23 protein-coding genes are annotated in these 26,006 nt (G+C 70.9%); 13 read left to right on the plus strand and 10 right to left on the minus strand.

The features are described 5' to 3' along the window. Nucleotides 1-176 precede the first annotated feature (176 nt). The 4 genes from AB0F38_RS18075 to AB0F38_RS18090 all read left to right on the plus strand — a co-directional run bounded on the left by AB0F38_RS18075 (nt 177) and on the right by AB0F38_RS18090 (nt 6,199). Nucleotides 177-1,580, plus strand: a complete 1,404-nt coding sequence (locus AB0F38_RS18075) for a class II fumarate hydratase (protein ID WP_361893727.1) — start codon at nt 177-179, stop codon at nt 1,578-1,580. Nucleotides 1,581-1,624: 44 nt separating this feature from the next. After that, nucleotides 1,625-2,329: a DUF402 domain-containing protein gene (locus AB0F38_RS18080; protein ID WP_361893730.1), complete on the plus strand. Its 705-nt coding sequence runs from the start codon at nt 1,625-1,627 to the stop codon at nt 2,327-2,329. Nucleotides 2,330-2,709: 380 nt separating this feature from the next. Further along, the gene (locus AB0F38_RS18085; protein WP_361893733.1) at nt 2,710-4,620 is read left to right on the plus strand and encodes an ATP-binding SpoIIE family protein phosphatase; all 1,911 of its coding nucleotides are present in this window, start codon (nt 2,710-2,712) and stop codon (nt 4,618-4,620) included. A 115-nt stretch (nt 4,621-4,735) separates the two neighbouring features. Next, entirely contained in the window at nt 4,736-6,199 is a 1,464-nt protein-coding gene (locus tag AB0F38_RS18090; protein WP_361893735.1) for a catalase, read from the plus strand. A gap of 52 nt (nt 6,200-6,251) precedes the next feature. Here AB0F38_RS18090 and AB0F38_RS18095 read toward each other — a convergent pair whose 3' ends face one another. After that, complete coding sequence (locus AB0F38_RS18095) at nt 6,252-8,474, minus strand: transglycosylase domain-containing protein (protein ID WP_361893738.1); 2,223 nt, start codon at nt 8,472-8,474, stop codon at nt 6,252-6,254. Nucleotides 8,475-8,697: 223 nt separating this feature from the next. On the opposite strand from AB0F38_RS18095, the gene AB0F38_RS18100 reads away from it, so the two are divergent. The 5 genes from AB0F38_RS18100 to AB0F38_RS18120 all read left to right on the plus strand — a co-directional run bounded on the left by AB0F38_RS18100 (nt 8,698) and on the right by AB0F38_RS18120 (nt 13,572). Then, the gene (locus AB0F38_RS18100) at nt 8,698-9,669 is read left to right on the plus strand and encodes an SPFH domain-containing protein (protein ID WP_361894361.1); all 972 of its coding nucleotides are present in this window, start codon (nt 8,698-8,700) and stop codon (nt 9,667-9,669) included. 47 nt (nt 9,670-9,716) lie between these two features. Further along, nucleotides 9,717-9,935, plus strand: coding sequence for a hypothetical protein (locus AB0F38_RS18105; protein WP_361894364.1), 219 nt, complete (start codon nt 9,717-9,719; stop codon nt 9,933-9,935). Between the two features lie 96 nt (nt 9,936-10,031). Then, the gene (locus AB0F38_RS18110) at nt 10,032-10,556 is read left to right on the plus strand and encodes a PadR family transcriptional regulator (RefSeq protein ID WP_361893741.1); all 525 of its coding nucleotides are present in this window, start codon (nt 10,032-10,034) and stop codon (nt 10,554-10,556) included. Beyond that, nucleotides 10,553-11,239 carry an ABC transporter ATP-binding protein gene (locus AB0F38_RS18115; protein ID WP_361893744.1) on the plus strand — a complete coding sequence of 229 codons (687 nt, stop codon included), beginning with the start codon at nt 10,553-10,555 and terminating at the stop codon, nt 11,237-11,239. Before AB0F38_RS18110 ends, AB0F38_RS18115 begins: the two co-directional genes overlap by 4 nt. Continuing rightward, nucleotides 11,236-13,572: an FtsX-like permease family protein gene (locus AB0F38_RS18120; protein WP_361893746.1), complete on the plus strand. Its 2,337-nt coding sequence runs from the start codon at nt 11,236-11,238 to the stop codon at nt 13,570-13,572. Before AB0F38_RS18115 ends, AB0F38_RS18120 begins: the two co-directional genes overlap by 4 nt. A 32-nt stretch (nt 13,573-13,604) precedes the next feature. On the opposite strand, the gene AB0F38_RS18125 is transcribed toward AB0F38_RS18120, so the two are convergent. Beyond that, the gene (locus AB0F38_RS18125; protein ID WP_361893748.1) at nt 13,605-14,564 is read right to left on the minus strand and encodes a hydrogen peroxide-inducible genes activator; all 960 of its coding nucleotides are present in this window, start codon (nt 14,562-14,564) and stop codon (nt 13,605-13,607) included. 132 nt (nt 14,565-14,696) lie between these two features. Between AB0F38_RS18125 and AB0F38_RS18130 the strand changes: the two genes are divergently transcribed. Next, a complete protein-coding gene (locus tag AB0F38_RS18130) occupies nt 14,697-15,251 on the plus strand; it encodes a peroxiredoxin (RefSeq protein ID WP_018100933.1) in 555 nt (184 codons plus the stop codon). 10 nt (nt 15,252-15,261) lie between these two features. Further along, entirely contained in the window at nt 15,262-15,795 is a 534-nt protein-coding gene (locus AB0F38_RS18135) for an alkyl hydroperoxide reductase (protein ID WP_361893751.1), read from the plus strand. 84 nt (nt 15,796-15,879) lie between these two features. Here the strand turns inward: AB0F38_RS18135 and AB0F38_RS18140 are convergent, their stop codons facing one another. The 4 genes from AB0F38_RS18140 to AB0F38_RS18155 all read right to left on the minus strand — a co-directional run bounded on the left by AB0F38_RS18140 (nt 15,880) and on the right by AB0F38_RS18155 (nt 20,934). Further along, entirely contained in the window at nt 15,880-17,265 is a 1,386-nt protein-coding gene (locus AB0F38_RS18140; RefSeq protein ID WP_361893754.1) for an AI-2E family transporter, read from the minus strand. Nucleotides 17,266-17,400: 135 nt separating this feature from the next. Next, nucleotides 17,401-18,108 (minus strand): transglycosylase SLT domain-containing protein, encoded by a 708-nt coding sequence (locus tag AB0F38_RS18145; RefSeq protein ID WP_361893757.1) that lies wholly within the window; start codon nt 18,106-18,108, stop codon nt 17,401-17,403. A gap of 390 nt (nt 18,109-18,498) precedes the next feature. Further along, a complete protein-coding gene (locus AB0F38_RS18150) occupies nt 18,499-19,821 on the minus strand; it encodes a PhoH family protein (protein ID WP_361893760.1) in 1,323 nt (440 codons plus the stop codon). 351 nt (nt 19,822-20,172) lie between these two features. Then, a complete protein-coding gene (locus tag AB0F38_RS18155) occupies nt 20,173-20,934 on the minus strand; it encodes an isoprenyl transferase (RefSeq protein ID WP_361893763.1) in 762 nt (253 codons plus the stop codon). A gap of 210 nt (nt 20,935-21,144) precedes the next feature. Here AB0F38_RS18155 and mgrA point away from each other — a divergent pair, with 210 nt between their 5' ends. Continuing rightward, nucleotides 21,145-22,182 (plus strand): L-glyceraldehyde 3-phosphate reductase, encoded by a 1,038-nt coding sequence (gene mgrA / locus AB0F38_RS18160; protein WP_361893766.1) that lies wholly within the window; start codon nt 21,145-21,147, stop codon nt 22,180-22,182. Nucleotides 22,183-22,497: 315 nt separating this feature from the next. Here the strand turns inward: mgrA and AB0F38_RS18165 are convergent, their stop codons facing one another. From AB0F38_RS18165 to AB0F38_RS18175, 3 genes are all read right to left on the minus strand, one after another. Continuing rightward, complete coding sequence (locus AB0F38_RS18165) at nt 22,498-22,941, minus strand: hypothetical protein (protein WP_361893768.1); 444 nt, start codon at nt 22,939-22,941, stop codon at nt 22,498-22,500. Between the two features lie 150 nt (nt 22,942-23,091). After that, nucleotides 23,092-23,889 (minus strand): class I SAM-dependent methyltransferase, encoded by a 798-nt coding sequence (locus AB0F38_RS18170; RefSeq protein WP_361893771.1) that lies wholly within the window; start codon nt 23,887-23,889, stop codon nt 23,092-23,094. Between the two features lie 61 nt (nt 23,890-23,950). After that, nucleotides 23,951-24,754: a prepilin peptidase gene (locus AB0F38_RS18175; protein WP_361893774.1), complete on the minus strand. Its 804-nt coding sequence runs from the start codon at nt 24,752-24,754 to the stop codon at nt 23,951-23,953. Between the two features lie 102 nt (nt 24,755-24,856). Here AB0F38_RS18175 and AB0F38_RS18180 point away from each other — a divergent pair, with 102 nt between their 5' ends. Beyond that, nucleotides 24,857-25,258, plus strand: a complete 402-nt coding sequence (locus tag AB0F38_RS18180) for a DUF192 domain-containing protein (RefSeq protein ID WP_361893777.1) — start codon at nt 24,857-24,859, stop codon at nt 25,256-25,258. Here the strand turns inward: AB0F38_RS18180 and AB0F38_RS18185 are convergent. Then, on the minus strand, nt 25,230-26,003 hold the full coding sequence (locus AB0F38_RS18185) for a hypothetical protein (protein WP_361893780.1): 774 nt from the start codon (nt 26,001-26,003) through the stop codon (nt 25,230-25,232). The two genes, AB0F38_RS18180 and AB0F38_RS18185, sit on opposite strands and share 29 nt — an antisense overlap. Nucleotides 26,004-26,006 lie beyond the last annotated feature (3 nt).

Here is a 26,006-nt window from a genome sequence, read left to right on the forward strand (position 1 = left end):
CGCTCCCGGAAAGTCCCCGCCCCGAGCCGGGAAAGGCCCGCCCGCCGCGGAGCCGTGCGCGCCGCACCGGGCGGTCCCCCTCCCGGGAGCGCGCCGGGTGTGTACTGGCGGACGGTGACGCCGGGGGAATACGGGGAAAGCGCCACGCGCTCATCCCCACCAGGAGGTTGGAACTCATGAACGAATCGGCCGAGGACGCGCAGTACCGCATCGAGCACGACTCGATGGGCGAGGTGAAAGTGCCCGCGCACGCCAAATGGCGGGCCCAGACGCAACGGGCCGTGGAGAACTTCCCCGTCTCCGGCCGGCGCCTGGAAAGGGCGCACATCGAGGCCCTGGCCCGGATCAAGGCAGCCGCCGCCAAGGTCAACGCCGAGCTGAAGGTGCTGGATCCCGACATCGCCGACGCGATCCGGTCGGCCGCCGCCGAGGTGGCCGACGGCCGCTGGGACGAGCACTTCCCCGTCGACGTGTTCCAGACGGGTTCCGGCACCTCGTCCAACATGAACACCAACGAGGTCGTGGCCACGCTCGCCACCGAGCGGCTCGGGCGCGAGGTCCACCCCAACGACCACGTCAACGCCTCGCAGTCGTCCAACGACGTGTTCCCGTCCTCCATCCACATCGCCGCGACCGCCGCGGTCACCGCCGACCTGATCCCGGCGCTCGACCACCTGGCCTCCGCCCTGGAGCGGAAATCGGCCGAATTCGCGGAGGTCGTGAAGTCGGGCCGCACGCATCTGATGGATGCCACCCCCGTCACCCTGGGCCAGGAGTTCGGCGGCTACGCGGCGCAGATCCGCTACGGCGTCGAGCGGCTGCGCGCCTCGCTCCCCCGTCTCGCCGAACTCCCGCTGGGCGGTACGGCGGTGGGCACCGGGATCAACACCCCGCCCGGCTTCTCCGCCGCGGTGATCGCCGAGCTGGCCCGTACCACCGGGCTGCCGCTCACCGAGGCCCGGGACCACTTCGAGGCCCAGGGCGCACGGGACGGACTCGTCGAGACCTCGGGGCAGCTCCGTACCGTCGCCGTCTCGCTCACCAAGATCTCCAACGACCTGCGCTGGATGGCCTCCGGCCCGCGCACCGGGCTGGCCGAGATCAGCCTGCCCGACCTGCAGCCCGGTTCGTCGATCATGCCGGGCAAGGTCAATCCGGTCGTCCCGGAGGCCGTACTGATGGTCGCTGCGCAGGTGACGGGGAACGACGCCACGGTCGCCGCCGCCGGCGCGGCCGGCAACTTCGAGCTCAACGTGATGCTCCCGGTGATGGCGAAGAACCTGCTGGAGTCGGTGCGGCTGCTCGCCAACGCCTCCCGGCTGCTCGCCGACCGCACGGTCGACGGCATCACGGCCGACGTGGAGCGGGCCCGGCGGTACGCGGAGTCCTCGCCCTCGGTGGTGACCCCGCTGAACAGGTACATCGGTTACGAGGAGGCGGCGAAGGTCGTCAAGAAGTCGCTGGCCGAGGGCACCACGATCCGGGAGACCGTGCTGGCCGGGGGCTACGTCGAGCGCGGCGACCTGACCGCCGAGCAGCTCGACGAGGCCCTGGACGTGCTGCGTATGACCCGGCCCTGAGGCATTTCGCAGCGGCGCGGCGGCTTCGTACCTAGGATCTCTTCATGACAGCCACGGAAGCGGGTACGGGAGCAGACACCGGGGCGAGTGCGGGCGACGGCACACGCTGGGCGCCGGGGGACCGGATCCTCTGGCGCTACCGCGACAACGGCGGTGACCGCCCCGTGCACATCTGCCGGCCGGTCACCGTCGTCCAGGACACCGAGGAGCTGCTCGCCGTCTGGCTGGCACCCGGCACCGAATGCGTGAAACCGGTTCTCGCCGACGGCACCCAGGTGCACGCCGAGCCACTCGCCACCCGCTACACGCGCCCCCGCACGACCGTGCGTTCCCGGTGGTCCGGAACAGGTGTGCTGAAGGTCGCCCGGCCGGGCGATCCCTGGTCGGTGTGGCTGTTCTGGGACCGCGGCTGGCTCTTCCGCAACTGGTACGTGAATTTCGAGGAGCCCCGGTCACGATGGGCCGGAGGGGTCGATTCCCAGGACCACTTCCTCGACATCTCCGTGCATCCCGACCGCAGCTGGAGGTGGCTCGACGAGGACGAGTTCGCCCAGGCCCAGCGGGTCGGGCTGATCGACGGGGCCACCGCGCGGCAGGTACGTGAGGCGGGCCGGGCGGCGGCCGAGGTCATCCGAGGCTGGGGCACACCGTTCAGGGACGGCTGGGAGCAGTGGCGGCCCGATCCGCGGTGGCCGGTCCCGCCGCTGCCGGATGACTGGGACCGCACTCCGGCCCCCAACTCGCCGTGAGACCCTTGATGCACCCCAGGGGGGCAACCGTAGGATCGCCCTCCACGGACTGCACGGCCGGTATGTTTCGTCACAACCGGTCGACGCAGCACCGGAACTGACCACAAGTCACCGCACGAACCGCATGAATCACCCGGACCACGGAGCCGGGTGGTCGCGCGGTCGCATGAACCACTACGAGGGGGTGGAGACGTGCTCGCTGTCCGCTGCCCCGTAGCCGGAGTGACCGATACCGGCCTGCCGAGCGGCAGTTCGGTTTCGGCCCCGCTTCTCGGGGCATCCGGTGACAGCCGTTGTTCTCACCGCTCTTGCCGGGGCACAGTGGCGCCCCACGAGGTGATTGCCTCATACAACCGGCCCGGACGGACGGAATCCCACGCGTGACGGAGCATCCCACCTCCCACGAAGGCCGGCAGCCCCTCGCTGCACGGCCGCAGGAACGCGCCCGGCCCCGGCAGCAGGAGGCCGTACCGGGCGTCGCTGCCACCGCCTCGCTCCCCGGCCCCTCGGCGGCGCCGGATCCGGGCCCGGCCGCCGCGGCGGATGCCGCCGACACACAGGCCGTCGCCCGTCGCGAGGGTGACCGGCTGCGCTTCGTCGGCGCCGCCACCCGCCGGATCGCCCGGGGCATAGACCTGGACGAGATCGTGCTGGGTCTGTGCAGGGCCAGTGTGCCCACGTTCTCCGACGCCATACTGGTCTACCTCCGCGACCCGCTCCCGGTGGGCGACGAGCGACCGGTCAGCCCCTTCGTACTGCGGCTGCGCCGCACCGACAGGCTGCGCCTGACCGACGAGGAGAGCGAGATCGGGCCGGAGGGCGAGCGGCTGCTGCGGCTGCCCGTCACCGACCCGCAGGCCGGGCTGCTGCCGGCCGCCGACCTGTGCGAGGTCCTGGCGGGCGGTGCGCTCGCCGAGGTGCTGCGGGGGGTACGGCCCGTCTTCGGGGACTCCGCCGCGGCCCGTGCCGCCCTGCCCGAGCTGCTGGGGGCCGGGCGGACGGTGCCCACCGGGCACCGCGCGATCCTGGCACCGCTGCGCGGGCGGCGCCGGGTGATCGGTGCCGCCGTCTTCCTGCGCGGTACGGAGCGCCCGCCCTTCGAGGCGAACGACCTGCTGGTCGCGGCCCAGTTGGCGACGCACACCGCGCTCGGCATCGACAAGGCGATGCTGTACGGCCGCGAGGCGTACATCGCCGACGAGCTGCAGCGCACGATGCTGCCCGACTCGCTGCCGCAGCCCACCGGCGTACGCCTGGCCTCCCGCTACCTCCCGGCGGCGGAGACCGCGCGGGTGGGCGGCGACTGGTACGACGCGATCCCGCTGCCCGGCAGCAGGGTCGCCCTGGTCGTCGGCGACGTCATGGGCCACTCCATGACCTCCGCGGCGATCATGGGGCAGCTGCGCACCACGGCGCAGACCCTGGCCGGGCTCGACCTGCCGCCGCAGGAGGTCCTGCACCACCTGGACGAGCAGGCGCAGCGGCTCGGCAGCGACCGCATGGCGACCTGCGTGTACGCGGTGTACGACCCCGTCGCGCACCGCATCACGATCGCCAACGCCGGCCACCCGCCGCCCGTGCTCCTGCATCTGGGCGGCCGGGCAGAGGTGCTGCGGGTTCCGCCGGGCGCCCCGATCGGCGTCGGCGGGGTCGACTTCGAGGCGGTCGAGCTGGACGCCCCGGCGGGGGCCACGCTGCTGCTCTACACGGACGGGCTCGTCGAGTCCCGGCTGCGGGACGTCTGGACCGGGATCGAGCAGCTGCGGGAGCGGCTCGCCGCCACCGCCCAGCTGACCGGACCGGACCACTCGCCGCCGCTGGAGGCGCTCTGCGACGACGTGCTCGACATGCTCGGTCCCGGCGACCGGGACGACGACATCGCCCTGCTGGCCGCCCGTTTCGACGGGATCGCGCCGAGCGACGTCGCGTACTGGTTCCTGGAACCGGAGGACGCGGCCCCGGGGCGGGCCCGCAGGCTGGCCCGCAGGGCGCTCAGCCGGTGGGGGCTGGACGATCTCGCGGACGAGGCGGAGCTGCTCGTCAGCGAGGTGGTGACGAACGCGGTGCGGTACGCGGAGCGCCCGGTGACGCTGCGGCTGCTGCGTACGGACATCCTGCGCTGCGAGGTCGGTGACGACTCCCCGCAGCTGCCCAGGCAGCGCCGGGCCCGGGAGACGGACGAGGGCGGACGCGGTCTGTTCCTGGTCAACCGGCTGGCCCGGAGGTGGGGGGCCACCCGGCTGTCCACGGGCAAAGTCGTGTGGTTCGAGATGGTCACCCCCGCTCCGTAACACTTATCCCTCCTTGGACCGTTTCCAGATGTTGCCGACCTCCCGTCGGCGGAGTTGACTTCAGTCGTGGACGAAGCGACCTGACCGATACCCCCACACCGACGGGAGGACGCTCGTGACCGAGGAAGCCCAGAAGGTTCCGTACACCACGAACAATGCCGGGATCCCGGTGGAGAGCGACGAACATTCGCTCACCGTCGGATCGGACGGCCCGATCCTGCTCCAGGACCACTACCTCATCGAGAAGATGGCCCAGTTCAACCGTGAACGGGTCCCTGAACGCGTGGTGCACGCCAAGGGTTCCGGCGCCTACGGCACCTTCGAGGTGACGAACGACGTCAGCCAGTTCACCAAGGCGGACCTCTTCCAGCCGGGCAGGCGCACCGAGATGCTCGCCCGCTTCTCCACGGTCGCCGGTGAACAGGGCTCGCCCGACACCTGGCGAGACCCCCGAGGGTTCGCACTGAAGTTCTATACAGAGCATGGCAACTACGACATGGTCGGCAACAACACGCCGGTCTTCTTCGTACGCGATCCGATGAAGTTCCAGGACTTCATCCGCTCCCAGAAGCGCCGCCCGGACAGCGCGGTGCGGGACAACGACATGCAGTGGGACTTCTGGACCCTGTCGCCCGAGTCGGCGCACCAGGTCACCTGGCTGATGGGCGACCGGGGCATCCCGAAGACGTACCGCAACATGAACGGCTACAGCTCGCACACCTACATGTGGGTGAACGCGGGCGGCGAGCGGTTCTGGGTGAAGTACCACTTCAAGACCGACCAGGGCATCGACTTCTACACGCAGGCCGACGCGGACGCCATGGCCGGGATCGACGGCGACGTCCACCGGCGTGACCTGTTCGAGTCGATCAGGCGCGGCGACCACCCGAGCTGGACCCTGAAGGTCCAGATCATGCCGTTCGACGACGCGCCGGACTACCGCTTCAACCCGTTCGACCTGACGAAGGTGTGGCCGCACGGCGACTACCCGGAGATCGAGGTCGGCCGGATGACGCTGAACAAGAACCCCGAGGACTTCTTCGTCCACATCGAGCAGGCGTCGTTCGAGCCGTCGAACATGGTGCCCGGCATCGGTCCGTCGCCCGACAAGATGCTGCTCGGCCGGCTCTTCTCGTACCCGGACACCCACCGGTACCGGATCGGCCCGAACTATCTGCAGCTGCCGCCGAACCGTCCGCGCTCGCCCGTCCACTCGTACGCGAAGGACGGCCCGATGCGGTACGAGCCCGCGCGCACGGGTGCGGTGTACGCGCCGAACTCCTACGGCGGGCCCGCGGCGGACACCGCGCGCTTCGGTGACCCGGCCGGCTGGGCCACGGCGGGTGAGATGGTCCACGAGGCGTACAAGCTGCGCAAGGACGACGACGACTGGGGCCAGCCCGGCACACTGGTCCGCGAGGTCATGGACGACGCGCAGCGCGATCGGCTCGTCTCCAACGTCTCCGGCCATCTGCTGAACGGCGTGAGCAGGCCCGTCCTGGAGCGGGCGCTGGCCTACTGGCGCAATGTGGACAAGGGCGTGGGCGACCGGATCGCCAAGAAGGTGAACGGCGGCTGACGTCGCGCACGCGTGAGGGGCGGTGTCCTCGGACACCGCCCCTCACGCGTGCTCACTGCCCCGGGATGCCGGGCCGCTCGCCCGGCGGCTGCTCCACGTCCCCGGGATCCTCCGTCGCGCTGGGCGACTCGCTCGGCGTCGCCGAGGGCGACTCGCTCGGCGGCCGGCTCGGCGTCGGCTCCTGGCTCGGGGTCTCGCTCGGCGTCCCGGAAGGCGTCCCGGTCTCCTCGGAGGGTGTCGGGGTCGGGGTCTGCGACTCGGACGGTGTGGCGGAGGGGCGCTCGGTCACCGCCGTCTCACCGCGTTCCACGCCCTCCAGGTCGAAGGTGGCGTCCGAGCCGCCGCCGAGGGCGCCGAGGGTGTAGTCCGCCCAGATCTTCGCGGGGAATCCGCCACCGCTGGCCCGGCCGGAATTGGCCGTACCGGTCAGCGTGACCTGACCACCGCCCTCCTTGGTGGACTCGCCGTACAGGGCCACGGCCGTCGAGAGCTCCGGGGTGTAGGCCGCGAACCAGGCCGCCTTGTTGTTCTCCGACGTACCCGTCTTGCCCGCCGCGTCGTAGGCCGGGGTGTTGGCCTCACGGCCGGAGCCGATGTCGACCACCTCGGTCAGCGCGTGCGTCACGGTGTCGGCCGAGCTGCGGCTGATCACCTGGCCACCGATGCCGTCGACCGGCTCCATGACGCGGTCGCGGTGCTCCGCGGACCTGACGATGGTCGGGGTGACCTTCTTGCCGTGGTTGTCGAGGGTGGCGTACACCCCGGCCATGTCCCAGGTCGAGGCGTTCATGGTGCCCAGGGTGATCGCGGGGCGCTCGGGGAAGTTCTTGTCCGGGACGCCCATGGCGAGCGCGGTCTGCTTCACGGCGCTCGGGGTGACGTCGACGACCATCTGCGCGAAGACGGCGTTGATCGACTTGTCCATCGCCCGCTGGACGGTCGGGTTGTCGTAGCTGATGTCGTCCTCGTTCTGCGGCGCGAACGGGGTGTCGCTGCCCACGACGGGGCGCTTGCTCGTTCCGTCGTAGACCGTGTCGAGGCCGATCCGGTCGCCGTCCTGGGTCACCGACTCGTTCTCCAGGGCGGAGGCGAGCACCAGCGGCTTGAAGGTGGAGGCCGGCTGGTAGTCCTGCCGGGTGGCGTTGGATATCCAGTGCTCGGTGGCACCGACACCACCGTAGAGCGCGACGACCTTGCCCGTCCTCGGGTCGACGGAGGTGGCGCCGGCCTGGACGGTCGCGTCGATCTTGTTGCCCTCGCGGTCGAGCTGGCTCTCCAGCTGGTCGTCGACCGACTTCTCCAGCTGCTTCTGCCGCTTCCTGTCGATGTTGAGGGTGATCGTCCAGCCGCCGGCCTCCCGCATCTCCTCGGTGACGCCCTGCCGCTCCATCTCCTCGTTGGCGGCCTCGACGAGGTAGCCCGTCTGGCCTTCCATGCCGGGGGCGGCCTTGGGGGACTTCGGCACGGGGAACGTCAGCTCCTCGCGCTCGGACCGGTCGAGCCAGCGCTCGTCGACCATGTTGTCCAGGGTGTAGGCCCAGCGCTCCTTCACGAGCTTCTTGCCGGTCGGCGAGGCGACCGCCCAGTCGTACTGGCTGGGGGCTTGCAGCAGGGCGGCGAGGTAGGCGCCCTGGGCAATGTCGAGATCCTTGGCGTCGACACCGTAGTAGGCCTGCGCCGCCGCCTGGATGCCGCTCGCACCGCGTCCGTAGTACACGGTGTTGAGGTAGCCGGCGAGGATGTCGTCCTTCTTCGTGCGCTGGTCGACCTTGAGCGAGATCACCAGCTCCTTGAGCTTGCGGCTGACCGTCTGCTCCTGCGTGAGGTAGTAGTTCTTCACGTACTGCTGGGTGATCGTGGAGCCGCCCTGCTTGCCCTTGCCGGAGAGCGTGTTGAGCAGTCCGCGCGCGGTGCCCTTGAGGTCGACGCCCTGGTCCCGGTAGAAGGACTTGTTCTCGGCGGCGACGAAGGCGTGCTGGACGCCCTTGGGTACGACGGCGAGGTCGACGATCTCCCGGTTGACGCCGGAGCCGGTGCGGGCCAGGAGCGTGCCGTCGCTGTACTTGTAGACGTTGCTCTGCTTCTCGGCCTGGGCGTTGGCCGCCGGCACGTCCACGTACATGTAGAGCGCCACGAAGGCGCCCATCACCAGCAGGCAGAGCCCGAAGAACGTGCCCAGGATCTTCCGCCAGGTGAAGAGTCCGCGTATGCCGCCGCTTCCGCCGGCCCGGCGCGCTCCCCGCCCCTGAGCTCGTCGCGCATCCGCTCGACCCATCGCTGTGGTGCTCCTGTTCCTCTGCTCGTTCCGCTCCGGTCAGATCAATCAGCTAACACCGAAGACGCGGACAAATGGCAAGCGATCCGGCCTTTTCCGGACGTGACAATCAGCACCCGCTCTCCAAGGAACCGACTCACGAGGGGTGCGCAAGGTTGCGAAGTCGGATAATGTGAGATCACATTGCTAGCGTGGCGCTATGCCGCACGACACGGGGGACCCCATGACCGCACCGCACGACCGTCCCGGCACCACCGACCCCGCCGCCGACCTGACACCGGATGCGCCGGAGATGCCCGCTCCCCAGGTCAGGGAGACGACGGCGCACTCCATCCCGGGCGGCTTCGGGCTGCTGCTGACCGTCCTGGGCGTGTTCCTCGGCATCGGCCTGGCCATCGGCGGCGGCGTCCTCGGCGCCGACGGGCACAACGGCATCGGCGTCCCGCTCCTCATCCTGGGACTGCTGCTCGCCATCGCCTCGCTCTTCTGCATGACCGGTGTGAAAATGGTCGCCCCGGGTGAGGCGCGGGTCATCCAGCTCTTCGGCCGGTACGTCGGCACGATCCGCGCGGACGGCCTGCGCTGGATCAACCCGCTGACCTCCAGCCGCAAGATCTCCACCCGGGTCCGCAACCACGAGACGGCGGTCCTGAAGGTCAACGACGCCTACGGCAACCCGATCGAGCTCGCCGCGATCGTCGTCTGGAAGGTCGAGGACACCGCGCAGGCGCTCTTCGAGGTGGACGACTTCCTGGAGTTCGTCGCCACCCAGACCGAGGCGGCCGTCCGGCACATCGCGATCGAGTACCCGTACGACGCCCATGAGGAGGGCGGGCTCTCGCTGCGCGGCAACGCCGAGGAGATCACCGAGAAGCTCGCGGTCGAGCTCACGGCGCGGGTCCAGGCGGCGGGTGTGCTGATCATCGAGTCGCGATTCAGCCATCTCGCGTACGCCCCCGAGATCGCCTCGGCGATGCTGCAGCGGCAGCAGGCGGGGGCGGTCGTCGCGGCCCGTCAGCAGATCGTCGAAGGCGCGGTGGGCATGGTCGAGATGGCGCTGACCCGGATCGCCGAGCAGGACATCGTCGAGCTCGACTCCGAGCGCAAGGCGGCCATGGTCAGCAATCTGATGGTGGTGCTCTGCGGTGACCGTGCGGCGCAGCCGGTCCTGAACACGGGCACGCTCTACCAGTGACGGACGACGCCTCCACCCCGGCCGCCCGGCGGCCGCAGCGCAAGCAGATGCTGCTGCGGCTGGATCCCGCGGTGCACGACGCGCTGGCCCGCTGGGCCTCGGACGAACTGCGCAGCGCGAACGCACAGATCGAGTTCCTGCTGCGGCGGGCACTGGCGGAGGCGGGGCGGCTGCCGGGGGGCGCGGCGCCGATCCCCCGGCGGGGCCGGCCACCGAGGCCGGCCCCGGAGCCCGCGCCGGATCCGGAGCCCGGCACCGGGGAGTGAGACCGCACCTCGGGGGGCTCCGCACCCGAACCCCGGTCCGCATGACGACGGAGCCCCTATACACGCAAGGTATACACAGCATGTAGAGTGCGCGGCATGTCAATCGGTCACACCCTCCTCGGGCTCCTCGAGTCCGGCCCCCGCCACGGCTACGACCTCAAGCGCACCTTCGACGAGAAGTTCGGCCACGACCGGCCGCTGCACTACGGGCAGGTCTACGCGACCATGTCCCGGCTGCTGAAGAACGGTCTCGTCGAGGTCGACGGTGTGGAGTCCGACGGCGGTCCAGAGCGCAAGCGCTACGCCATCACCGATGCCGGGGTCACCGATGTCGCCGCCTGGCTGAGCCGGCCGGAGAAGCCGGAGCCGTACCTCCAGTCGACGCTCTACGCCAAGGTCGTCCTGGCCCTGCTCACCGGGCGCAGCGCCTCCGGTCTGCTGGACGCGCAGCGCTCCGAGCACCTGCGGCTCATGCGCGTCCTCACCGACCGCAAGCGCAAGGGCGACCTCGCCGACCAGCTGATCTGCGACTACGCGCTCTTCCACCTCGAAGCCGACCTGCGCTGGCTGGAACTGACCGGCGCACGGCTGGACCAGCTGGCCACGGTGGTCGCCCCGTGACCCCCGTCGGCTCCCTGCTCGTCGCCCAGGACCTGCACAAGACCTACGGCTCGACGCCCGCGCTCGACGGCGCCTCGTTCTCCGTCCACCCCGGCGAGGTCGTCGCCGTGATGGGCCCTTCCGGCTCCGGCAAGTCGACCCTGCTGCACTGCCTCGCGGGGATCGTCGTCCCCGACGCCGGCACCATCACGTACGCGGGCCGCGAGCTGTCCGCGATGACCGACGCCGAGCGCAGCGCCCTGCGCCGCAGCGATTTCGGCTTCGTGTTCCAGTTCGGCCGGCTCGTCCCCGAGCTGACCTGTCTGGAGAACGTCGCCCTGCCGCTCCGGCTGAACGGCGTCAAGCGCAAGGAGGCCGAGCGCACCGCCCTGGGGTGGCTGGAGCGGCTGGAGGTCGAGGACGTCGCCGCCCAGCGTCCGGGTGAGGCCTCCGGCGGGCAGGGACAGCGGGTCGCCGTGGCGCGCGCCCTGGTCGCGACGCCGAAGGTGGTCTTCGCCGACGAGCCGACGGGCGCGCTGGACTCCCTCAACGGCGAGCGGGTCATGGAGCTGCTCACCGAGTCCGCCCGGTCGGCCGGCACGGCCGTCGTCCTCGTGACGCACGAGGCGCGGGTGGCCGCCTACTCCGACCGCGACATCGTCGTACGCGACGGCCGCGCCCGGAACCTGGAGAGCGCCGTATGACCTGGCTGCGCGACCTCGGCCTCGGCATACGCTTCGCCGCCGCGGGCGGCCGTGAGGGCTGGGCCCGGACCGCGCTCACCGCGGTCGGCGTCGGGCTCGGCGTGGCGCTGCTGCTGACCGCCTCGTCGGTACCGCATCTGCTGGACCAGCGGTCCGGACGCCAGCAGGCGCGTCAGGAGGTCGCGGCGTCCTACGACACGGACGTCCCGGAGTCGGACACCACGGTCCTGCGGACCGGCGCCGAGACCGAGTACCGCGGCGCGACCGTCCAGGGCTTCGTGATGCGTGCGGAAGGCGCCCACCCCGTCCTCCCGCCCGGTGTCACGGCCTTCCCGGGGCCGGACGAGATGGCGGCCTCGCCCGCCCTCCGGGACCTGCTGGCCTCACCCCGGGGCGCGCTCCTCAAGGAGCGGCTGCCGTACCGGATCACCACGACGATCGGCGACGCGGGCCTGCTCTCCCCCGGCGAGCTCTTCTACTACGCGGGCAGCGGCACACTGACCGAGGCCACCGGCGGGCACCGGCTGGCCGGGTACGGAAACGGGGGCGGGAGCGAACCCCTGCCGCCCGTCCTGGTCGTCCTGGTCATCATGATCTGCGTGGTGCTGCTGGTACCCGTCGCGATCTTCATCGCCACGGCCGTACGGTTCGGCGGCGACCGCCGGGACCGCCGGCTCGCCGCACTGCGGCTGGTCGGTACGGACATCCGGGCGACCCGTCGGATCGCCGCGGGCGAGGCCCTGTTCGGTTCACTGCTCGGTCTGCTGGCCGGGGTAGTGTTCTTCCTCGTGGGCCGTGGGTTCGTCGGTCATGTCGAGCTGTGGAACCACAGCGCCTTCCCGTCCGACCTGATGCCCGCTGCCTGGGCGGCGGCGCTGATCGCCGTCCCGGTGCCCCTCTCCGCGGTGCTGGTCACCCTGGTCGCCATGCGCGCGGTGACCGTCGGACCCCTGGGCGTCGTACGCGGGACCGGCAGCCGTGAACGCCGTCTGTGGTGGCGTCTGCTGGTACCGGTCCTGGGGCTGGCCGTGCTGGGGCTGACGGGCCGGGTCGACGAATTCACCCCCGTCGACCCGTACCCGGTCGCGGCAGGCGCCGTACTGGTCCTGATCGGGCTGGCACTGCTGCTGCCCTGGCTGGTCGAGGCAGGGGTGAACAGGCTGCGCGGGGGCCCGCTGCCCTGGCAGCTCGCCGTCCGCCGGCTCCAGCTGAACAGCGCGGCGGCCTCCCGCGCGGTCAGCGGCATCACCGTGGCCGTCGCCGGTGCGGTGGCCCTGCAGATGCTCTTCGCCGCGGTCGGCGACGAGTTCGAGGCGATGACGGGCCAGGATCCGTCCCGTGCCCAGTTCCACACCTTCTCTGAGACGGTCACCGGAGACGCCGCCGCCCGGACCATCGAGGCGTTCCGGTCCACCGAGGGGGTGGAACGCGTCATCGGCACGGTGCAGACGTACGTGACCAAGCCGGGGACGTACGAGGAGGACGAGGTCAGGCCGACCACCACCCTCGTCGTCGGCGACTGCGCCACCCTGAAGGAGCTCGCCGAGATCCGTTCCTGCGCGGAGGGTGACGTCTTCGTCGTCCACCCCAGGGGGGACAGGAAGATGAGCGACTGGGTCGACGAAACGGCGCGCAAGGGCAAGGAGATCGAGCTCAACCCCAGCACCCCTTCCCTGTCCGGCAAGAAGTCGGTGCGGTGGACCCTGCCCGCGGACGCCCGCACCGTCACCGCCGCCCCCGACCCCCTCGGCCAGGAGTACCGGGGCATCATGGCAACGGTCGGGGCCGTCGACCCGCGCACCCTGCCGAACGCCCAGACTATCGCGCAGATCAAGGTCGACGAGAGCGTGAAGGACGTCGCCGAGTACGTGCGGAACACGGCCGCCAGGATCGACCCGGGCATGCGGGTCGCGACCCTGGAGTCGACGGAACGCGACCGGCAGTACGCCAGTGTGCAGACCGGCCTGCGGTTCGGCGCCTCGGCGACCCTGCTGCTGATCGCCGCGTCGATGCTCGTCTCCCAGCTGGAGCAGCTCCGGGAGCGCAGACGGCTGCTGTCGGTCCTGGTCGCCTTCGGCACCCGGCGCGGCACCCTCGGCTGGTCGGTGCTCTGGCAGACCGCCGTCCCGGTGGTCATCGGCTTCCTGGTCGCGACCGCGGGTGGCCTCGGACTCGGCGCCGTGATGACGTGGATGCTGGCCAAGACGGTGACGCAGTGGTGGCTGTTCCTGCCGCTGGCGGGCGCGGGCGCGGCCCTCGTCGTGGCCGTGACCCTGCTCTCGCTGCCCCTGCTGTGGCGCATGATGCGCCCGGACGGGCTGCGCACGGAGTGAGGCCGCGGGGGTGGGCGCGTCGCAGGGCGCGCTCACCCCTCTCCGGGCACCCGTACCGGAAGGATCGCCATCGCCTCCCGCAGCGCCGCCGCGAACTCCTCGAACTCCGCGTGCCGCGCCGTTCCCGTTCGTACCGCCAGCGCCACCCGCCGCGAGGGCGCCGGGTCGGCGAAGTACCCGGTGGTCAGCGCCTCGTTCCGCGCGGTCTCCACCGTCACCGCCGTACGCGGCAGCAGCGTCACTCCGAGCCCGCCCGCGACGAGCTGCACCAGGGTGGAGAGGCCGGCCGCGGTCGTCGTGACCGGCGCCCCCTCCGTACGCCCCGCCTCCCGGCAGATGTCCAGTGCCTGGTCGCGCAGGCAGTGACCCTCGTCGAGCAGCAGCAGGGGCAGGTCCCGCAGGGCCTCGCGCGGGATGTCGGTGCGCCCGCCCAGCCGGTGCTCCTGCTCCATGACCAGGACGAAGTCCTCGTCGAAGAGCGGCAGTTCGGTGACCCCCGGTACGCCGAGCGGCACGGCGAGCAGCAGCAGGTCGAGCCGCCCGGCCGCCAGCCCGTCCAGCAGCGAGGAGGTCTGCTCCTCGTGGACCTGGAGGTCCAGCTCCGGATAGCGCTCGTGGACCAGCCTGAGCACGGCCGGCAGCAGGTACGGGGCGACGGTCGGGATCACCCCGAGCCGGAGCACCCCGGTGAACGGAGCCCGTACGGCCTCGGCCTCCTCCATCAGCTCACCGACGGCCTCCAGCACCGCCCTGGTCCGCACCGCGAGCCTCTCCCCCGCGGGCGAGAGCAGCACCTTGCGCGTCGTACGCTCGATGAGCTGGACACCGAGTGCCGTCTCCAGCGCCGACACGGCTCCCGAGAGCGCCGGCTGACTCATCCCGATCGATGCCGCCGCGTCCCGGAAGTGCAGGTGCTCCGCCACGGCCGCGAAGGCGCGCAGCTGGGAGAGACTGGGCTGCTTGGTCCTATTGGCATGATGTACGTACGCCACTGATAGGCACCTCCGATCATCACGACCGAGTGTAGCTATTTCCGCGATCAATGCACTCTGTGCCAAGGTGGTCATCGTCCAACCCCCAGGAACGCCCCCAAAAAGGGATTTCCTATGCTGCAAGGAGTGCGCGTGCTCACTGTCGGTGACAAGTTCCCCGAGTTCGACCTGACCGCTTGCGTGTCGCTGGAGAGCGGCAAGGAGTTCGAGCAGATCAACCACAAGACCTACGAGGGCCAGTGGAAGATCGTCTTCGCGTGGCCGAAGGACTTCACCTTCGTGTGCCCCACCGAGATCGCCGCCTTCGGCAAGCTGAACGACGAGTTCGCCGACCGTGACGCGCAGATCCTCGGCTTCTCGGGTGACTCCGAGTTCGTGCACCACGCCTGGCGCAAGGACCACCCGGACCTGACCGACCTGCCCTTCCCGATGCTGGCCGACTCGAAGCACGAGCTCATGCGTGACCTCGGCATCGAGGGCGAGGACGGCTTCGCCCAGCGCGCCGTCTTCATCGTCGACCAGAACAACGAGATCCAGTTCACCATGGTGACCGCCGGTTCCGTGGGCCGTAACCCCAAGGAGGTCCTGCGGGTCCTCGACGCCCTGCAGACCGACGAGCTCTGCCCGTGCAACTGGACCAAGGGCGAGAACACCCTCGACCCGGTCGCGCTCCTCTCGGGCGAGTGAGCTGATCGACATGGCACTCGACGAACTCAAGTCCGCCATACCGGACTTCGCCAAGGACCTGAAGCTGAACCTCGGTTCGGTCATCGGGAACAGCGAGCTCCCCCAGCAGCAGCTCTGGGGCACCGTGCTGGCCTGCGCGATAGCCTCGCGTTCGCCGAAGGTGCTGCGCGAGCTGGAGCCCGAGGCCAGGGCCAGCCTCTCCGCCGAGGCGTACACCGCGGCGAAGTCGGCCGCCGCCGTCATGGCGATGAACAACGTCTTCTACCGCACCCGGCACCTGCTGTCGGACCCCGAGTACGGGAACCTCCGTGCGGGCCTGCGGATGAACGTCATCGGCAAGCCGGGCGTGGAGAAGGTCGACTTCGAGCTGTGGTCGCTCGCCGTCTCCGCGATCAACGGCTGCGGCCAGTGCCTGGACTCCCACGAGCAGGTGCTGCGCAAGGCCGGCGTGGACCGTGAGACCATTCAGGAAGCCGTCAAGATCGCGTCCGTGATCCAGGCGGTGGGCGTGACCCTCGAAGCTGAGGCCGTTCTCGCCGAGTAGGACCGCAGTACCCCTTGAACGAGAAGGGCCCCGTGGACGACCGACCGTCCTCGGGGCCCTTCTTCTGTTCCGTGGCTCACCGGCTCACTTCGGCGGTTCGTCCCGCGTACCCGACCCGTCGTCCGGTGTGCCGGCCGGGCAGGCCCCGGGGGCCGGTGTCGGCGCCACCGAGACGGCCGTCGCGCCGTGCGGTTGCGGCGAGTGGCGCAGGGCGATCTCCTGCCCGTACGCCCGCAGGTAGCCGACCGCCGTGTTGGTCACGGCGACCAGCGGTACGGCGACGACCGCTCCGCCGATACCGGCGATCATGCCGCCGGCGGCGACCGACAGGACGACGGCCAGCGGGTGGACGCGCACGGCGCGGCCCAGGATGAAGGGCTGCAGGATATGGCCCTCGATCTGCTGTACCGCGAGCACCACGATGAGCACCATCAGGGCGGTGAACACGCCCTGGGTGACGAGCGCGACGACCACGGCGAGCGCCCCGGAGATCACGGCGCCGACCAGCGGGATGAAGGCGAAGAGGAAGATGAACACGGCGAGCGGTACCGCCATCGGCACGTCGAGGAAGTAGATCCCGAGACCGATGAAGATCGCGTCGATCAGGGCGACGATCACCGTGCCCCGCACATAGGCGGTCAGCGTCCGCCAGGCGCGCGGTCCGGCGCCGGCGACGCCCGGCCGGGCCTGGGCCGGGACCAGCTTGAGCACCCACTGCCAGATGCGCTTCCCGTCGTGCAGCAGGAAGAGCGTCGAGAACATCGCCAGCAGTATCCCGGTGAGGACCTCCACCATCACGGTGACGCCCTGCAGTCCGGCGGAGGTGATCTCCTCGGTGTTGGTGCCGATCGTGTCACTGAGGTTCTTCGCGATGTCGTTGATCTGCGACTCGGTGACATGGAACGGGCTGTCGAGCAGCCAGCGCTTCAGCTCGTCGATGCCGTCGCGCACCTTCTCGGAGAGCGTGTCCAGGTTGTCCATCACCTGCCACACCACGAACCAGCCGACCAGGCCCATGACGACGAAGCCGAGCACGGCGGTGACGACGGTGGCGAGACCGCGCGGCAGCCCGAGCCGCTTCAGCCGTACGACGGTCGGCTGGAGCATCGCGGTCACCAGCAGTGCGGCCACGAAGGCCAGGACGACCAGCTGCACGGCGCTGATGACGCGCATCAGCACCCAGAGCGTGCCCGCCAGGACCAGCAGCCGCCAGCCCGCCTCCGCGGCGACACGCATCCCCCAGGGGATCGCCGCGACCGGATCGGGCCTGGCGGCGATGGTGGGGGCGTACGCCGGCGGAGCGGGCACCTGCTCGGCGGCGACAGTGGAGAGCGTCGACGAGGAGGTCTCCGCGGCGACGTCGTCCGCGTCGTCACGACGGGCGCCCTCGGCGCGCCGTTCTTCCAGGCGCGCCCCTATCTGCGTCAGTTCGGCGCCCAGCCGGCCGAGCCATCCCGGAAGTCTTGACATGATCTTTCCCTTTCCCCCGTCAGCTCCCGTCACTCCCCCCGGAGCCGCTCGGGTCGACCGTACAGCGTGAAGCCCCGCACCGTAGGACGGTGCGGGGCTTCACGAGGTCGAACGCGGGGGAATCCCGGGGGATTCCTAATACCAGTTGTTGGCCTGCCAGAACGACCAGGCGCCGCACGGGCTGCCGTAGCGGCCGTCCATGTAGCTCAGGCCCCACTTGATCTGGGTGGCCGGGTTGGTCTGCCAGTCGGCACCGGCGGACACCATCTTGGAGGCGGGCAGCGCCTGCATGAGGCCGTACGCCCCCGAGGACGGGTTGGTCGCCCGGTAGTTCCACGTCGACTCGTGGTTCACGATGTTGCTGAAGCACTGGAACTGGTCGGCGGGAACCATCTGCCGGGCCATCGCCTGGACTTCGGCCACCGTGTAGGAGCCCTTGGCCGAGAACGAGGAGGCGTCACGGACGGAGGACCGGCTCGCGCGCTCGGCGTCCTCCTTGGCCTTGGCCTCGCGCTCCGCCTCCAGCTTGTCCTCGGCCGCCTGCTTCTTCGCCTTGGCGTCCTTGGCAGCCTGGACGCGGGCCGTCTCCTCGGCGGACTTCTTGGCTGCCGCGTCGGCCGCGGAGGCCTGCGCGTCGGCCTGCTGCGTCAGCGAAGCGGTCTGAACCTGGGCCTGCTGACCCGCGGGAATGTCTGCGAGCAGCGTGGTGTCGGCTGCGGCCGCCTCGAAGTTGTTGTCGTCGACAGCGGCAGTGCTGCCCGACGCAACGCCCACGACGGCGCCTACGGTGGTTACGGCGGTGGCAGATGCCACGGCGAACCCCCGGACCGAGATCCGGCTCACACGGTGTCCTTCCAGCATCGCCCGCTTAGGTGACCTCGCGGGCGCAATCGTGCCCTTGACACTGGCCTCCCTACTGCTTGGGTCACGGGAGGCACGGGCCCGGTGGGCGACTTCCTCACGGAAGCGCCGCGTGGTGCTCGCGGGCGGCATACGGACGGCGATTGTTGAGTTGTGTGGTGCGTGGCGCCTGTGGAGGTGCCCAATTGCCGTATGCGGGGCCTGACGGAAGCAAGACTCTGCCGGAAGGACACGGCGCGTTGCAATTCTGTGTTGCGTGTTAAAGCTCACACCTCGTTCGGAGCAAGTCTTTTCTGCAAATGACCGCGCAGCATGATGCCGCCCGGCTAAGCTCCTTGGCTCGCCGGGCGACATCCAGAGGGAACTTCCGTATCAGATGCGGCCTTCCTCCAGCATTTCGGTCACCAGTGCGGCGATCTGCGAGCGTTCGGAGCGGGTGAGCGTCACGTGCGCGAAGAGCGGATGCCCCTTCAGCCTCTCGACCACGGCGACGACTCCGTCGTACCGGCCGACCCTGAGGTTGTCCCGCTGGGCCACGTCATGCGTGAGCACCACACGCGAATTCGTCCCGATCCTGGACAACACGGTCAGCAGGACGTTCCGTTCGAGCGACTGGGCCTCGTCGACGATCACGAACGCGTCGTGGAGCGAGCGGCCACGGATGTGGGTGAGCGGCAGGATCTCCAGCATCCCGCGCCCCAGCACCTCTTCGATGACCTCGCGCCCGGCGACCGCCGACAGTGTGTCGAAGACGGCCTGCGCCCAGGGGCTCATCTTCTCGGCCTCGCTGCCGGGGAGATAGCCGAGCTCCTGCCCGCCGACCGCGTACAGCGGCCGGAAGACCATCACCTTCTGGTGCTGCCGGCGCTCCAGCACGGCCTCCAGGCCCGCGCAGAGCGCCAGTGCGGACTTACCGGTGCCCGCCCGGCCTCCCATCGACACGATGCCGACGTCCGGGTCGAGGAGCAGGTCGAGCGCGATGCGCTGCTCGGCGCTGCGGCCGTGGATACCGAAGGCCTCCCGGTCGCCGCGCACGAGACGCACACTGCCCTCGGCCGTGACCCTGCCGAGTGCCTTGCCGCGCTCGGACTGGAGGACCAGCCCGGTGTGCACGGGGTATTCGGCCGCCTCGGGAATGAAGAGCGTCTCCTCGCTGAACAGCAGATCGACCTGCTCGGCGGCGAGGGTCAGCTCCGACATCCCGGTCCAGCCGGAGTCGGTGATGGCCAGTTCGGCGCGGTACTCCTCGGCGAGGAGGCCGACCGAGGACGCCTTGATCCTGAGCGGCAGGTCCTTGGAGACGACCGTGACGTCGTACCCCTCGGCCTGCAGGTTGCGCGCCACCGCGAGAATCCGTGAGTCGTTGTCCCCCAACCGGTAGCCGGCCGGCAGGACGCCGGGGTCGGAGTGGTTGAGTTCGACGCGGAGCGTCCCGCCCAGATCCCCGAGCGGGATCGGGGCGTCCAGCCGGCCGTACCGGACCCGGAAGTCGTCCAGCAGGCGCAGGGCCTGGCGGGCGAAGTACCCGAGCTCGGGATGGTGCCGTTTGGCTTCCAACTCCGTGACGACGACGATCGGAAGCACCACTTCGTGCTCGTCGAACCGGGCCATGGCGTTGGGGTCGGCCAGCAGGACGCTGGTGTCGAGAACGTAGGTGCGCCTGTCGGGCATGCGGCGCTTAGTGCTGGTCACCACGGAAGGACGTACCCCCTCGGACGAGGTCGGGGAGTGCGACACAGGTCGCGGAACTTCCCGAAGGGAGAGGACGGACCGGGTTCGGACCCCGTGCGCGGGCCGAACACCGGCCCTCCGCGTCGGCCGCACGGTGTGCGGTCCTTCGTGTGCAAAGGGCCTCCCGGGCGAGCGGGCTGGGTGCCGCTCACTTGGCTGCGACGTCCGCCTGGCTGGAGACCGGACATCGACCTGACAGGGGTATTCCCTCCAACACGCGAAGCCATGCGCGTGGGGTGCACCAGCGGCGTGCCCGGATGCCGCGGGGCGGCGCCCGGCCGGACGGCCTGCCGCGCCTCCGTGGGTGAGGAGACCTCAGGCGCCGTAGCGACGGTGGCGGGCCGCGTAGTCGCGCAGGGCGCGGAGGAAGTCGACCTTGCGGAAGGCCGGCCAGAACACCTCGCAGAAGTAGTACTCCGAGTGGGCGCTCTGCCAGAGCATGAAGCCCGACAGCCGCTGCTCGCCGCTGGTGCGGATCACCAGGTCCGGATCGGGCTGCCCGCGGGTGTAGAGGTGTTCGGAGATCAGGTCCGTGGAGACGATCTCCGCGAGCTCCTCGAAGGTCGTGCCCCTGGAGGAGTGCTCCAGCAGGAGGGACCGCACCGCGTCCGCGATCTCCTGGCGGCCGCCGTAGCCGACGGCGACGTTGACGATTATCCCGTCGATGCCCGCCGTGGCCTCCTCCGCCTCCTTGAGGACGGTCTGGGTCCGCGCGGGCAGCAGGTCGAGCGTGCCGACGTGGTGGACGCGCCACCGCCCGTCGGCGGCCAGCCGGCGCACGGTGTTCTCGATGATGCCGAGCAGGGGGACGAGCTCCGCCTCGGGCCGGTCGAAGTTGTCCGTGGAGAGAAGCCAGAGGGTGACGACCTCGACCTCGGTCTCGCTGCACCATCCGAGCAGCTCGGAGATCTTGTCCGCGCCGGCCTGGTGCCCCTGCACGGCCGAGCCGCCGGACGCCTTCGCCCACCGCCGGTTTCCGTCGAGGATGACTCCGATGTGCTTGGGCACCTGGGAGTGGTCCAGGCGCCCTTCCACCCGGCGTGCGTAGAGCCCGTACACCAGGTCGCGCAAGTTCACTGAGTTCACCCTCTCGGTTCCGTACGGGCCGGCGCGGGCCCGCCCTCCCCGTCGCCGGGGGTCCGGGGCCGCCCCCCGGGGGATCGCCGCGCGGTCCGCACACCACGCTCACGCGCCGCAGACCGGCATGTCCCGAAGTCGCCACATTACTGCGGACGGGTCACGGGGGCCCAACCCGGTGTGTCACAAGTCCGTGATAAGGAGTGAAACGTGACTGAATACCTCCCCCACCGCGCCGCCGAGTCGCGCTACGACTCCATGGAGTACCGCCGCACCGGCCGCAGCGGACTCAAGCTCCCCGCCGTCTCGCTGGGCCTGTGGCACAACTTCGGCGACGACCGCAGCCTGGGCTCCCAGCGGGCCATCCTCCGCCGCGCCTTCGACCTCGGCGTGACCCACTTCGATCTGGCCAACAACTACGGCCCGCCGCCCGGCTCCGCCGAGCTGAACTTCGGCAAGCTCTTCCGGCAGGACTTCGCCCCGTACCGGGACGAGCTGATCGTCTCCACCAAGGCCGGTTACGAGATGCACCCCGGCCCGTACGGGGAGTGGGGGTCCCGCAAGTACCTGCTGTCCTCGCTCGACGCCTCACTGAAGCGGATGCGGCTCGATCACGTCGACATCTTCTACTCCCACCGCTTCGACCCCGGCACCCCGCTCGAGGAGACGATGGGGGCGCTCGCCACCGCCGTACGCCAGGGCAAGGCGCTGTACGCCGGCGTGTCCTCCTACAACGCGGGCCAGACCGCCGAGGCTGCCCGGCTGCTCCGGGAGATGGGGGTGCCGGCCCTGATCCACCAGCCGTCCTACTCCATGGTCAACCGGTGGCTGGAGGCCGACGGGCTGCTCGACACGCTGGAGACGGCGGGCATGGGCTGCATCTCCTTCGCGCCGCTCGCCCAGGGGCTGCTCACGGACAAGTACCTCACGGGCATTCCCGAGGGTTCGCGCGCCAGTCAGGGCAAGTCCATCGACCCGGACCTGCTCTCCGACGAGATGCTCCGCCGGCTGCGCGGACTGAACGGCATCGCACAGAACCGCGGGCAGTCCCTCGCCCAGCTGGCGCTCAACTGGGTCCTGCGGGACAGTCGCATGACGTCGGCGCTGATCGGCGCGTCGAGTGTGAGGCAGCTGGAGGAGAACGTGGCCGCGCTCACCGCACCGGCACTGACCGCCGACGAGCTGAAGGAGATCGACACCTTCGCGGTGGACACGGCGCGGACGAACATCTGGGCCGGCCGGGGCTGACGCCCCTCGCCCGACGCGGGACCGGGCTCCGCTCCCGCACCAGGTGGGCACCAGAGCGGCCGCACCGCGGGGCCACAAAAAACGGGCCGGTCCGTGGGGGGGGTTACGGACCGGCCCGAGGGGGGGTTTCCACCATAACCCTTCGTAAGTGCTGCTGCGTGCCGCGCCACGAAATAATCACTCTCCGAGTTCGCCGGACTGCGCTGCGAGCACGTCCCCGGCGGGGGTGCCGCAGATCCGTCCTCCGGCGCCACACCCCCGCGGGCTGCCGGAAGGGGGCCGCGGGGGCGGCTGGGTGCGCCCGTCGCGGACGGCTCAGCGGCGGACGAAGCGGATCGCCACCGTGTCCCCGCCGAGGACGACGAAGTCACCGTTCTCGCAGCGGATGGCCGCCTCGCACACCTCGCCGTGCTCGTCCCGGCGCTCCCGCGTGCCGGTGACCGTCCACGCCCCTCCGTACGGCGGTGGCGGCAGCTGGCCCAGCGGTGCGAACTGCCACTGCCCGGCGGGCACGCACCAGGCGGGCAGCTCGGGCCAGCCGCCGGAGGTGATCCGCAGGGTCCGGCCGGAGGCGCAGGTCAGGAGGACCGACTGTCCGGTGGCGAGCACGAACTCGACGGCTTCCGGCTCTCCCGCACGGCCTTCGGGCCGGTAGAACAAGCCGTGGACGGCGGTGATCCGCTCCCCGGTGAGCCAGTCGGCCTTGCCGTGACGCGGCCGGCTGATCTCCTCGCCGGACGCTTCCCTTCCCACCGCCATGACCCGCTCCTTCGTTGTGCGTTCAACCACCAGGGTCGCACTACCCGCGAGTAGGACAAAGGAGCGGGTGTTCCCGTAGCATCCGGCGGCCCTGGGGCCGAGCCGGACGGCCGGGCCGGTGAAGCCGCCCACAGCGTATGCCTGTTGGCTCTACCGCGGTTTGCGTGCCTCGATCAGGAAGCGGGAGCTGTACGCGACGAAGGGGCCGTCGGACTCGATCTTGCGCTGCAGGGAGCGGAGTTGGGGCAGATACGCCTCGACGGTGAAGCCCGGGACCATCCAGAGGACCTTGCGCAGGAAGTAGACGACGGCGCCGATGTCGAAGAACTCGATGCGCAGCCGCTCCGCGCGCAGGTCGACGACGTCGAGCCCGGCCGCCTCGGCGCCGGCCCGTGCGCGCTCCGGGTCCCGGGCGGCGCGCGCCTCGGCGGGCTGCGGTCCGAGGAAGTACTCGATGAGCTCGAACACACTGGCCGGGCCCACTTCTTGGGAGAAGTACGTGCCTCCGGGGGTCAGCACCCGGGCGATCTCGGCCCACCAGGTCGTCACCGGATGCCTGCTGACCACCAGGTCGAAGGCGTGGTCCCCGAAGGGCAGCGGCGGCTCGTCCGGGCCCGCGACGACCACGGCGCCGCGCGGGTGCAGCAGGGCGGTGGCCCGGGCGATGTTCGGGGGCCAGGACTCGGTGGCCACGATCAGCGGCGGCAGTACGGGGGCGGACGCGAGGACCTCGCCGCCGCCGGTCTGGATGTCGAGGGCCGCCCGGGCCCCCGCCATGCGGTCCGCCATGGCGCGCGCGTACCCCCAGGACGGGCGCTGTTCGGTGGCGCGTCCGTCGAGCCAGGAGAAGTCCCAGCCGTCGACGCGGACCGTGGCGGCCTCCGCGACGAGGGCGTCGAAGCGTGCGCCGGAGGTGTCGGTGGAGGAGGGCGCGGCCCGTTCGGTCATACGGGGATCGTGTCAGCCGGCCGTGGCCCGCGCGACCGTATATCCGTGCGCCGGGTGAGGGTCAGGCGGCCAGGCCGCCGAACAGCAGGCCGACCAGCGCGCCCGCGATCATGAACGGCCCGAACGGGATGCCCGTCCTGCGTCCGGCCCGGCGCAGCAGGACCAGTCCGAAGCCGTACAGGGCGCCGAACAGGAAGCCGGCGAAGCCACCCGCGCACAGCACCGCCCACCCGTACCAGCCGAGCGCCACCCCCAGGGCCAGGGCCAGCTTGACATCGCCGAATCCCATGCCGTTCGGGTTGATCAGGAAGAGCAGCAGGTAGAAGCCGCCGAGTGCTGCTCCGCCGAGCAGGGCGGAGGTCCAGGAGCCGCCGTGTTCGGGCAGCAGGGCCGCGCCCCCCAGCAGCAGCGCGGCGGCGCCGGCCAGGGGCAGCGTCAGCCGGTCGGGCAGCCGGTGGACGCGGCGGTCGATGACGGCCAGGAGCACGGCGACGGGGGCCAGCAGCAGCCAGACGGCGAGCTCGGGCCGCAGGCCGGTGGCTGCCGCGAGGGCCACGCAGGCGAGCACGGTGACGACGGGGGCGAGCAGGGCGGGGGCGTAGCGGTGCCGGGCGGCCCCCGGGGATTCGTCCGCGGCCGGCTCGGGGCCCTTGCTTCCCCGGAGCGCGGGGACGGCCGCGGCGCAGTCCGCGCAGCGGGTGGAGCCGAGCCAGCCCCGGCCGGGCCCGGTGAGCGCGTGCCCGGCCGGGCACGCGTCGCGCCAGGGCTCCTCCGGCTCGACGGAGAAGCGGTACGCGGCGCGCGGGAGCAGCGGTCCGGTGACGGCGCCCCAGAGCGCGGCGACCGCAGTCAGTGTGGCGTCCACGGGCCGACCCTATTGCGTGCGCAGGCCCGGGTCTTGGGCCCTGGGGCCCACTGCGGGCCGTTCGGAAGCCAGGACGGGGCCACGGGGACTACGGTCGGTGCCATGGGGAAATGGCGCAACGGCAGCGGGACACTGACGGTCGGCACGGACGCGGAGGCGCGGGAGGTACCGCTGCGGATCGCGGCCTCGTACGGGGCGCGGTCGCGGGGGCTGCTGGGCGTGGACGGGGTCGACGGGGCTCTGCTGATCACGCCGTGCGCGAGTGTGCACACGTTCCGGATGCGGTTCACCATCGATGTGGCGTACCTGGACCGGAAGTTCGATGTCCTGGCGGTCCGCACGATGAGGCCCGGCCGGCTCGGCCTGCCCAGGCTGCGGGCCCGCCACGTGCTGGAGTCGGAGGCCGGAGCGATGGAGGAGTGGGGCCTGCGGCCGGGCGCGCGGATACGGGTCTCCGAAGGGGCCTGGGACGGCCCTACGGCAACTTCGCCGCCTGGGCGGTGACGAGTGCGGCCGGGACCTGCGGCGCCGTCCCGCCCAGGAAGTCGGCGGCGTAGAACGTGACGACCGTCGATCCGGTGCGGACGAGGTGGAAGACCAGCGGCACCTCGTCCCCCTCCAGGCTGCCCGTCACCTGGTAGGCGAGCGCCTCCTGTCCTGCGGCGGGTGCGGGCAGCTCCTCGACCTCGGTGTAGGTGGTCGGGCCGTCGTCGCTCGTCGTACGGAAGCCGTCCGCACAGGCCTTCACCGCGTCCCGGACCGAGCGCAGCAACTGCTCGGCTCCGCCCTGCGGGTGGGAGGTGAGGATCTCAGTGACGACCGTCTGGTCGTCCTGCCCCTCCTCCGACGTGTCCATGACCGTACGGAAGACGGTGGCGGCCGGGGCGGGCTCGGGCGAGCCGTTGATGATCCCGGCGAGGGGGCGGCACGCCGCGTCCTCCGACCGCTCGGTGCCGCGCTCGTCGTCCCCCTGCATGGGGGTGACCTCGTAGTCCGCCAGCTCACCCGTCGTCAGGGCCACGTCGGCGAGTTCCGCCTCGGTGAGCGTCCTGCCGTCGCCGGTGGGCGCGGGTGCGGTGGTCTGCGGGGTCTTCGGGGCGTCCCGCGGCTTCTCGGGGGCCGGCGTCCGTGAGGCGCTCGCCCTGTCACCGCCCCTGCTCCCGCCGTCGCCCTCGTCCGGCCCGCAGGCGACGGCCGTCAGACACAGGACGGCCGCGGTCGCCGCCGTGACAGTCGTACGTACCTTCATCGT

This window comes from Streptomyces sp. NPDC025273, assembly GCF_040638585.1.
GTDB classification, from domain to species: domain Bacteria; phylum Actinomycetota; class Actinomycetes; order Streptomycetales; family Streptomycetaceae; genus Streptomyces; species Streptomyces cinereorectus.